At 61.9% G+C, this 6,076-nt stretch carries 8 protein-coding genes and 1 pseudogene; 2 read left to right on the forward strand and 7 right to left on the reverse strand.

The window, feature by feature from the left end; genetic code table 11:
* Window positions 1–16 precede the first annotated feature (16 nt).
* The 3 genes from KHQ26_RS25490 to KHQ26_RS25500 form a co-directional block, all read right to left on the reverse strand.
* Window positions 17–244 (reverse strand): YccJ family protein, encoded by a 228-nt coding sequence (locus tag KHQ26_RS25490; protein ID WP_002898701.1) that lies wholly within the window; start codon window positions 242–244, stop codon window positions 17–19.
* A gap of 20 nt (window positions 245–264) precedes the next feature.
* On the reverse strand, window positions 265–861 hold the full coding sequence (wrbA, locus tag KHQ26_RS25495) for an NAD(P)H:quinone oxidoreductase (protein ID WP_002898704.1): 597 nt from the start codon (window positions 859–861) through the stop codon (window positions 265–267).
* A gap of 217 nt (window positions 862–1,078) precedes the next feature.
* Window positions 1,079–1,210: a hypothetical protein gene (locus KHQ26_RS25500; RefSeq protein WP_004221451.1), complete on the reverse strand. Its 132-nt coding sequence runs from the start codon at window positions 1,208–1,210 to the stop codon at window positions 1,079–1,081.
* A gap of 87 nt (window positions 1,211–1,297) precedes the next feature.
* Between KHQ26_RS25500 and KHQ26_RS25505 the strand changes: the two genes are divergently transcribed.
* A complete protein-coding gene (locus KHQ26_RS25505) occupies window positions 1,298–1,471 on the forward strand; it encodes a general stress protein (protein WP_002898708.1) in 174 nt (57 codons plus the stop codon).
* A 162-nt stretch (window positions 1,472–1,633) separates the two neighbouring features.
* The gene (locus KHQ26_RS25510) at window positions 1,634–2,572 is read left to right on the forward strand and encodes a DMT family transporter (RefSeq protein ID WP_004199515.1); all 939 of its coding nucleotides are present in this window, start codon (window positions 1,634–1,636) and stop codon (window positions 2,570–2,572) included.
* 406 nt (window positions 2,573–2,978) lie between these two features.
* On the opposite strand, the gene rutG is transcribed toward KHQ26_RS25510, so the two are convergent.
* From rutG to rutD, 4 genes and pseudogenes are all read right to left on the reverse strand, one after another.
* Window positions 2,979–4,301 carry a pyrimidine utilization transport protein G gene (gene rutG / locus KHQ26_RS25515; protein WP_004211313.1) on the reverse strand — a complete coding sequence of 441 codons (1,323 nt, stop codon included), beginning with the start codon at window positions 4,299–4,301 and terminating at the stop codon, window positions 2,979–2,981.
* A 21-nt stretch (window positions 4,302–4,322) separates the two neighbouring features.
* A complete protein-coding gene (gene rutF / locus KHQ26_RS25520) occupies window positions 4,323–4,817 on the reverse strand; it encodes an NADH-dependent FMN reductase RutF (protein WP_002898812.1) in 495 nt (164 codons plus the stop codon).
* A gap of 10 nt (window positions 4,818–4,827) precedes the next feature.
* On the reverse strand, window positions 4,828–5,418 hold the full coding sequence (locus tag KHQ26_RS25525; RefSeq protein WP_002898814.1) for a malonic semialdehyde reductase: 591 nt from the start codon (window positions 5,416–5,418) through the stop codon (window positions 4,828–4,830).
* Window positions 5,415–6,076: pseudogene (rutD, locus tag KHQ26_RS25530) on the reverse strand (pyrimidine utilization protein D); the annotation flags it as partial. The pseudogene rutD and the gene KHQ26_RS25525, both read right to left, overlap by 4 nt.

A 6,076-nucleotide genomic window follows, 5' to 3' on the forward strand; every position in this document is an offset into this window, starting at 1 on the left:
GGTGGGGATAAACCTCCTAGACGTTTTTACGCTCAATCGTCTGTTCGCCCCAGAACAGGCTGTCTTTATCGGTTTTGGCAAAGGCCAGCGCCAGCACTTCGTCGCTGCCTTCCTCCCAGATTTGCTCCGCCAGTTTTTCATCGTAGTGGGCGACTTCGAAAATCGCCTCGGCAATTTCCGGCGAGGTGTTACGTAAACTTGCCCATTCGCCGACGCGATGTGCTTTTGCTTCTTGAGTTGGCATAGTGCTCCTCCTGCAGAAGATTAGCCGTGCAGTTTAACGGCCAGTTTGGCGACATGTTCACCCTGATAGCGGGCGATGGCTAACTCTTCCTCGCTCGGCTGCCGCGAGCCGTCGCCGCCGGCGATGGTGGTTGCGCCATAAGGGGTACCGCCGCGTACCTGGGAAATATCGAATAGCTCCTGGGCGCCATAGCCGATCGGGACGATGATCATGCCGTGGTGGGCCAGCGTCGTCCAGGTCGAGGTAATGGTTTGTTCCTGGCCGCCGCCGGTACCGGTTGAGCTAAATACGCTGGCGATTTTGCCATACAGAGCGCCGGACGCCCACAGACCGCCGGTTTGATCGAGGAAAGTACGCATCTGACCGGACATGTTGCCGAAGCGCGTCGGGGTACCAAAGATGATGGCGTCATACTCTGCCAGCTCCTGCGGCGTGGCGACGGGCGCGTTTTGCGTTTTCCCGCCTGCTTTGGCGAATGCTTCAGCCTGCATGGTTTCCGGCACGCGCTTCACAACCACCTCAACGCCGTCCACCCGGTTCGCCCCATCGGCGACGGCGTGAGCCATGGTTTCAATGTGTCCATACATGGAATAATAAAGCACCAGAATTTTAGCCATTTCCATCACTCCTCGGTTGCATTATAAGCCAGCAAAATAGCTGGTACCTTTAAAGATAAAGCCTCCGCCGGAGAGTGCAAATCCAACGGGCATTTGTTTGATTTATAACAAAATGACAAAGCGTTATTTACTTTTCCTTGCACCGCGCGGCCTGAAAGGGAATTGAAGGAGGAAGCGTTGCGTCTGCTATTTTGGCCGCTGCGGCGAGGATGTAGCATCAGGATACATTTTTGCTGACTATTTTTTCTTCGCCAGCAGAGTCGGTTAGGAGCTGTTGGCGGCGCGAGGAAGCTTTTTTCGCCCGGCTTTGTTTCTGGATGTTACATTCGCCGCCGTCAGCCGCAGTCATTCACTAACCTTATAGATACGCGGCAGGACAGCGGCGTTGCCGCTCCCGCGTAATGCACTATGATGTCTAACCTAATGGAGGTCAGTAATGGCAAACCATCGTGGCGGTTCCGGCAACTTTGCTGAAGACCGTGAAAGAGCATCAGAAGCAGGACGTAAAGGTGGCCAGCATAGCGGGGGGAATTTTAAAAATGACCCTCAGCGCGCCTCAGAGGCTGGCAAAAAAGGGGGTAAAAACAGTCATGGTAGTCGTGAAAGTTAACGCGCGACTCGCACTGTTCTCTTTGATGCGGTGTTAATCTCCCCGACCCAACCGCATCGCCCTCGCCGCCGGCATCTGCCGGCGGTTTTTTTATCTGTCGGTGGTTGCGCTCCCGCCGGGCGGATTGCACACTGGTCGCCCGTTAATCGTCATGGCTGTCTTATGTCTTCGTTAAAATTCTCCGTTAGCCGCCAGGAAGCGCTCCTTATCATGATCACCATGTTCTGGGGAGGGACGTTCCTTGCCGTACAGTACGCGGTGAGCCTTAGCGGGCCGCTGTTTTTTGTCGGTTTGCGTTTTGCGACCGCCGCGCTGGCGGTGGGCCTGCTTTCGCTGCGCACTCTGCGCGGTCTGACGTGGCTGGAAGTGAAGGCCGGGGTAGCGATTGGCGTGGCGATTGCGCTGGGGTATGGCCTGCAGACCTGGGGACTACAGACCATCTCCAGCAGTAAATCTGCCTTTATCACCGCGATGTATGTACCGCTGGTGCCGCTGCTGCAGTGGCTGTGTCTGGGACGTATGCCGGGGGTGATGTCCTGCGTGGGGATTGTGCTGGCCTTTATTGGTTTAATTCTGCTGGCCGGGCCGGAAAATAATCTGCTGGCGCTTGGCGTGGGGGAGATGATCACTCTGGCAAGCGCGGTGGCGATCGCGGCGGAGATTATCCTTATCAGCGCCTGGGCCGGAAAAGTCGATGTCCGCCGGGTGACGGTGGTGCAGCTGGCGACCGCGTCGCTGGTGGCTTTCGCCGCCATGAAGCCGGCGGGTGAATCGGTGCCGTCGTTGACGCCGGCCCTGCTCGGCGTCGCGCTGGGGCTGGGGATTTTCAGCGCGATCATTCAGGTGACCATGAACTGGGCGCAGCGCAGCGTCTCGCCGACGCGGGCCACCCTTATTTATACCGGTGAACCGGTATGGGCCGGTATTTTTGGCCGGCTGGCCGGTGAGCGTCTGCCGCTGCTGGCCCTGCTCGGCTGCGTTTTGATCCTCGCGGGAGTGCTGGTGAGCGAGCTGAAGTGGAAGCGCAAGTCGCCGCCGCAGGTTTCCACAAACGACGATGCGCAGCCGCTCGCTGACCTGGCCGATCGCCGCGAGCCATAATATTTTCCTTCTGACCCGACAGCGGCGCTTATCCTGGCTGGTACTCGTCCGGCTCTGATTGTCTCCAGGCCCGTGCCAGCGCAGCGCCGCCGGGCGATGGCATCAGGCACGGCGTCGCTTTTATGCCGGGTGGCGGCTGCGCCTTACCCGGCCTACGTTCGTACGACCTGTCGTTAATTTATTCACCATTGTTGCTGAAACTGCCGGTGCTGACGGCCTCAAAATCGCTGAGACATTCCCGGAAGGCCGTGGCAGTCTCCAGGCCCGTGCCAGCGCAGCGCCGCCGGGCGGTCAGGTTCCGTGCCCGTGGTGGTGCCGGATGGCGGCATAAATGCCTTATCCGGCCTACAGGATCACACCACCCAGGCCCACACCGCTCCCTGCGCCAACGCCGCGCTAATGTGGCTTACACCGGCGTTACCCTGGCCTCCTTCGCCTCGCGCGTCCCGCGATGAAGCAGCGCGTGCAGCAGGATCGCCCCGAAGGTGGCCGTGCCAATCCCGCCCAGCGTAAAGCCGCCCAGCGACAGCGCGAAATCGCCGGCGCCCAGCACCAGGGTCACCGACACCATGATCAAATTGCTGTTTTGACTCAGATCCACCCGGTTTTGCACCCAGATCCGCGCCCCGGCGACGGCAATTAAGCCAAAGACCACGATCGAGGCGCCGCCGATTACCGGCCCGGGAATGGTGTGGATTAATGCGCCGAACTTCGGCGAGAAACCCAACAGCATGGCAATCAGCGCCGCGGCGACAAACACCAGCGTTGAGTAGACCTTGGTCACCGCCATGACGCCGATGTTCTCCGCATAGGTGGTGACCCCGCTGCCGCCCACCGAACCGGAGAGCATGGTCGCCAGCCCGTCGCCGACGAAGGCGCGCCCCATGTACGGGTCCATATTGCGCCCGGTCATCCCGGCGACGGCCTTCAGGTGCCCGAGGTTCTCGGCCACCAGGATCACCGCGACCGGCGCAATCAACATCATCGCCTGGCCGTTAAAGGATGGGGTGGTAAAGTGCGGCAGCCCGAACCACGCCGCCTGGGCGAGGGGGGAGAAGTCCAGCGGTTTGCCAAGGCCCAGGCCGTTAGCCAGCAGGGCGTACAGCGCGCAGGCGACGATCAGGCCGACCAGGATCAGCAGTCGCTGCAGCATCCCGCGGGTAAATACCGCCACTATGCCGATGCAGAGCACAGTTAACACCGCCATCCAGCTGTCGAAGGCGCTGGCGGAGACGCTGCGCACGGCAATCGGCGCCAGGTTCAGGCCGATAGCCATCACCACCGCGCCGGTCACCACCGGCGGCATCAGGCGCTCGATCCAGCGGGTGCCGATCTTCATCACCACCAGACCAATCAGGGTGTAGACCAGCCCGCAGGCGATGATCCCGCCAAGGGCGACGCTCAGATGAGGGTTCAGCCCCTGGCCGTTAAAGCCGGTAATGGCGATCACCACCCCGACAAAAGCGGCGCTGGAGCCGAGATAGCTCGGCACCCGTCCGCCGGTGACGACAAAGAACAGCAGGGTGCCGACGCCCGACATCAGAATAGACAGGTTCGGGTCGAGCCCCATCAACAACGGCATCAGCACCGTCGCGCCGAACATCGCAACGGCGTGCTGCACGCCCATCACCAGCGTTTGCCCGGCCGACAAGCGTTCATCGGGGGCGACAACGCCGGATTCGGCGGCAGGAGAGGTCAGCTTCCAGCGAGGAAAATCGAAGAGTGCCATGATGATATCCCGGGTTAAAGGTTAACAAGCGGGTCGCATAAGCGTGTGATAGCCGCGGTCAAACCACATCAGTCCCCGGGGCTCCGGGTGACGGGTAATGGCCACGACGTGACAAAACAGAATGTCGTGCGTCCCGACGCTGACGCGCTGGTCGATGCGGCAGTCAAAGCTGACCAGAGCCGCCTCCAGCCGCGGACAGCCGGTGGCGCCGGTCTGCCAGTCGGCGGCGGCAAAACGCTCGTCCATTGCCGTTTTACCGCCAAACAGCGTCGACAGGGTCTCCTGTCCGGCCGCCAGGGTATTGACGCATAGCGTGTGGTGTTCGCTGAACACCGGCCACACCGAAGCCGAGCGGTTCAGGCAGACCAGCAGGGTCGGCGGCGTGTCGGTAACGCTGCAGACCGCGCTGGCGGTGAATCCCGCCCGGCCCGCCGGGCCATCGGTGGTAATAATGTTAACCGCGGCGCCGACGTGGGCCATGGCGTCACGGAAACTCGCTTTGTCCGTTAACTCCATCGTAAACTCCTTATGCCAGCAGGCAGGCTTCATCAAAGGACAGGCGCGGCAGGCGGCCGTACAGCTTGCCGGGGTCGCCATAGCCGATGTTCACCAGCAGGTTGCTTTTCCAGCCGTTGTCGGCAAAAAATGCCGCGTCGACTTTTTCCCGGTCAAAACCGGACATTGGCCCGGTGTCGAGGCCCAGCGCCCGGCAGGCAAAAATCAGATACGCCGCCTGCAGGGAGCTGTTGCGAAACGCGGTCTCTTCCGCCAGCTGCGGGCTGGAGGTAAACCAGCTGCGGGCGTCACCGTGGGGAAACAGGGTCGGCAGCCGGTCGTAGAAGGCGCTATCCCACGCCACGATGGCGGTCACCGGCGCCTGCATGGTTTTCTGCAGATTGCCGCTGGAGAGCGTCGGGCGAAGTTTCTCTTTGCCTTCCGCGCTGCGCACGAACACGATGCGCGCTGGCGAACAGTTGGCAGAAGTCGGCCCCATTTTCATCAGGTCCCAGACGGCCTGCAGCTGCGCATCGCTCACTGGCTTATCCAGCCAGCCGTTGTGGGTCCGGGCCTGGGTAAACAGCGTCTCGCAGGCCGTGTGGTTTATTGCGTCGTTCATCGGGTCTCCCTGGCGACCGGCAGCATAGCGGACAGCCCGTCGCGTAAAATGGTATTAAAGGTATCGGCGTCGGTGACGTTACAGGCATGGCCGCCCCACGGCATTTCCACGAGCTGGCTGCCGGGGATCGCCGTCTGCAGCACGCGGGAGCAGGAGGCGGGGACCAGCAGGTCGTCAGCGGCGCTGATAATCAGCGTCGGGCAGGCGATGGCCGCCGCACGGCGTGAAAAATCAGCCTGCTTCAGGGCCTGTAGCCGCTTCAGCAGATTCTCTTTGCCCTGAAAATGGCTGATGGCAAGCGCATCTTCCGCTTCGAGGCGCGGCAGGCGCGCGGCCATCCATTCCGCCGGGTAGAGAAATAGCGGCTGCGCTTCGACCCACGCCTGTGCGCCGCCGGCATGCAGCAGACGCTCGCGCACCTGGAAGCAGCGGCGGGTATGCGGCGACAGCGACAGCCAGCCGTTGACCAGCGCCAGGGAGGGCGCTCACCGCCTCGGGGCGATCGAGCGCCAGCTGCAGGCCAATCAGCGCCCCCAGGGCGTGGCCCACCAGCGCGAAGCGGGCGATCCCCGCCGCTTGCAGAGCGCTGAACAGCTCCCCGGCCATCGTCGCCAGGCTGTAGTCGGCGGGCAGCGGACCGGCGTTCTCCCCGGTCCCG

The organism is Klebsiella sp. 10 (assembly GCF_018223925.1).
Lineage (GTDB): Bacteria > Pseudomonadota > Gammaproteobacteria > Enterobacterales > Enterobacteriaceae > Klebsiella > Klebsiella pneumoniae.